This is a genomic window from Psychromonas sp., from assembly GCF_983033635.1.
The window spans coordinates 324-3,377 of sequence record NZ_CEZLMY010000204.1; the positions used below are offsets into that span (position 1 = coordinate 324).

General features: G+C 38.7%; 4 protein-coding genes. All 4 read left to right on the plus strand.

Annotation, left to right across the window (positions count from 1 at the left end):
- The first annotated feature begins 200 nt into the window (after nt 1-200).
- The 4 genes from AC4GME_RS16820 to AC4GME_RS16835 all read left to right on the plus strand — a co-directional run bounded on the left by AC4GME_RS16820 (nt 201) and on the right by AC4GME_RS16835 (nt 2,879).
- A complete protein-coding gene (locus AC4GME_RS16820; RefSeq protein WP_490379831.1) occupies nt 201-572 on the plus strand; it encodes a hypothetical protein in 372 nt (123 codons plus the stop codon).
- A 24-nt stretch (nt 573-596) separates the two neighbouring features.
- Nucleotides 597-947: a hypothetical protein gene (locus AC4GME_RS16825; protein ID WP_490379832.1), complete on the plus strand. Its 351-nt coding sequence runs from the start codon at nt 597-599 to the stop codon at nt 945-947.
- Between the two features lie 401 nt (nt 948-1,348).
- A complete protein-coding gene (locus AC4GME_RS16830; RefSeq protein ID WP_490379833.1) occupies nt 1,349-1,690 on the plus strand; it encodes a hypothetical protein in 342 nt (113 codons plus the stop codon).
- A gap of 340 nt (nt 1,691-2,030) precedes the next feature.
- A complete protein-coding gene (locus AC4GME_RS16835) occupies nt 2,031-2,879 on the plus strand; it encodes a helix-turn-helix transcriptional regulator (protein ID WP_490379834.1) in 849 nt (282 codons plus the stop codon).
- The last annotated feature ends 175 nt before the right edge of the window (nt 2,880-3,054 follow it).

Consider the following 3,054-nt stretch of genomic DNA (forward strand, 5'->3'; position numbering starts at 1 on the left):
CTTCCATTTTGAACTCCTGTTGTTTCATTCAAAACAGAAGGGCTTGCCGTAAAAAACAACTTATTAGGCTCACGTTCAACTCCAACATATTTCAGGTACACATTATCCTTATGAATCCACCAGCCAGAGAACAATTACCCCCATTTACAGCCTGTGCGACTGCATGGGCTTTGTTATGCCGGGAATAAAAGGAAACACTCATGACACATCTAGATAACATCCCCCATCAAAAAATAATTAAGGTTGAGGTTGAACAAGACTTACTGAAACTCGTTAATAAACATGTTGAATCTGTTAATGGCTTAACCGAGCTCGTTGACTGTGTACCAGATTCAATCTCAGAGCCGTTTAAAGAAGTATTACGTGAAGAAGGTAAAGTTAGCGTTACCACTGACCTAGTAGACCTCGTATGTAGTGCAGAGGAAGGTGATATTCAAACCATGCTGTACGCAGTACTTGCTCATCACCCCAAAGCCCTGCATCAGTTTATTACCACTGAACAAGCCAATATCAAGCTTGCCATGATTGAAAGCGCCCAAGCATTGCTAACAGGCCTTGAGGGATGTATTTAATGACCATTGCACAAAGGTAGGATTATGAAAAATGCCACTAAACATCAAAGAATTAAAACCATCATTCACAGTTCAGCAACAGCAGCCGCTACAGCTGGGGCAGGACTAGCCCAAGTACCAGGTTCAGACAGTGCGATCATTACACCTATTCAAATAGCGATGATTGTATCCATTGGCAGGGTCTACAAACAGGATATGAGCTTTACAACAGCAGCATCAACACTATCAGCTATTTCAGCAGGTTACGTTGGCCGTGCGGTCTCTCAGGTGCTTGTAGGTTGGATACCAGGTGTAGGCAACATTCTTAATGCCACTACTGCTTTTGCTATTACTGAAGCCATTGGCTGGAGTGCCAATGAACTATTTAAGGATTGATAATAACAATATGAATTAGAGTCTTGATGACTCTCTATAAGCGATTAATTTAATGATAAAAAAGAAAAGATTAAAAGAATAAAGGATGTCGCACTGTAGTGCTCCTCTGTCTATAAGACAAAAGATCCTTACCCACTCAGTACCTTCCAACCTTCGACTCGAGTAGAACTGTTGATTTCTCAACAGCTCTACTCAAGGCTTTCTAATAACCATTACTAATTATTAGTTCTTCATATAATAGGGGTAATTTGAGAATGTTTTTTAATTGTCATTAACACCACCAGCAAGATTCATCACACTTTTAAGCAATACACTCCACCAGCAAGAGCCATCGGGCAATTAACGTCTTACTCATTAGTAACATGGTCAGGCAACCAACAACAATAACAGGGATAAGAATAATGGATGTAAATATATACGCTATTGATGAGCTTCCAGATGAGAAGTTTATCCACCTTATTGATAACAGAGAGTCATTCACACTTACTAATATTACGCACATGAAAAAGACCGTGCTGAAAATCGAAAGTCTTATTGAAGCAAAAGGCCTTAAATGCCGAGTTTATACCAAAGGACGTTCTGCAACCGTTGCCGCAGCTGCTATTCCTGTTTCACCCACTGTTATCGGTGGGTGGCTCTCTGGTATCGCTATTGGTGTACATAACCTCGCTACTTATGATCCAGATTATGAAATAGGGAAAAACAGGTTATCAAAAGAGCTTAATGTTGAGTATAAAAAGTAGTTTTGCTTGAACACTCTGCACATTATCTGAGCTGTTAATTGAAATTATTTTTAAACACATATTACTTTGGTGAATAACTAATAAACCCTAACCACAAAGCCTCTTGAAACAACAAAGTTTCAGGGGGCTTTTTTATGTCTGTTTTTTACCCATCCGGCTTCATTTATTTTACCCGAAACGGTTTGTTCGGGCATTTGCTGCCCGGTCTGTGAATATGATGGGTAACTGATGTAAAGCATAGGACTTCGCTACAAAAAGTTATTTGCTAATTGGCCTCGTTACCGAAGAGGTTTTCTATTCAATTACACAGTTGATTACTATTATGGTCAAACGAGCAAAAGTGAGTACACAAGAGCAAGTCGCTCTTGCCTTTGAATTATATAAACGAATACCACAAAGCTATAAAACCACCGCAAAAGAACTTCAAGCTCAACTTAATGAGGTAGGCATTGAACGCGATATCCGCACCATTCAACGTAACCTCGATGTGATAATTCAATATTTTGATATTGAAAAAGATGACCGCACTAAACCATATGGTTATAGACGTCGTTCTTGCAATATAGCGATCTTCGGTCCACAGGAAATGTTGTTATTAAACTTAGCAGAGGAGCACTTAAAATATCTTCTACCAGTTAGCTTAGTGAAAACACTTAAAAGCACCTTTAGTGATGCAAAATACCGCTTGTTTCCAAACCTAACTAACGAGAAGGAACGCCAATGGTTAAAGAAAGTTAAGTTAATAGTTAAAGAGCCGCATGATTTACCACCTAAAATCATTACTGGTATATTCGAGAAGATCAGTCATGCGCTTTACAATAATTACTGGATATCACTGCAATATCCAAATGCACATCAAGATGATAGATCCAAAGAAGCTATGCCATTAGGTTTAGCTCAACAAGGTTTGATGGTTTATCTTGTATTTCGCTTTAAGGGTGATCAGGCGGAGCAGGTTGTGGCTATTCACGATATCGTCAAAGTTTCTATTTCAAGTTTTGCGTTTGTTTATCCGCGAGATTTTGATCTGGCCGATTTTGATATAGTAAGTGCAATCGAATCATCCAAAGATCAAGCGTTAACGCTAGAGATGGACATCCCACCAGCACCTGAAGTTAAAGTTGATTTTCATTTGCCTAATTCAGCAGCGAGTGAAGACTCAGCCACAATACAGCAATTTAAGGAATAATTAATCTAACACCTATCCGTTCAACCATTTTGAAAAAATGGAACATCTTTATTTAAACCCCATCAATAAATCCACCTCTAAAACAATCGTTTTTAGGTTTACCTCTAATTTTCTTATTTATTTATCAAGCCTGCGAACTATATTGCCGCACATGAATGCTAGTGTGCGACATGTT

Coding starts and splice junctions, on each gene's coding strand:
- AC4GME_RS16820 (WP_490379831.1), top strand. CDS start 201: ATGACACATCTAGATAACATCCCCCATCAAAAAATAATTAAGGTTGAG.
- AC4GME_RS16825 (WP_490379832.1), top strand. CDS start 597: ATGAAAAATGCCACTAAACATCAAAGAATTAAAACCATCATTCACAGT.
- AC4GME_RS16830 (WP_490379833.1), top strand. CDS start 1,349: ATGGATGTAAATATATACGCTATTGATGAGCTTCCAGATGAGAAGTTT.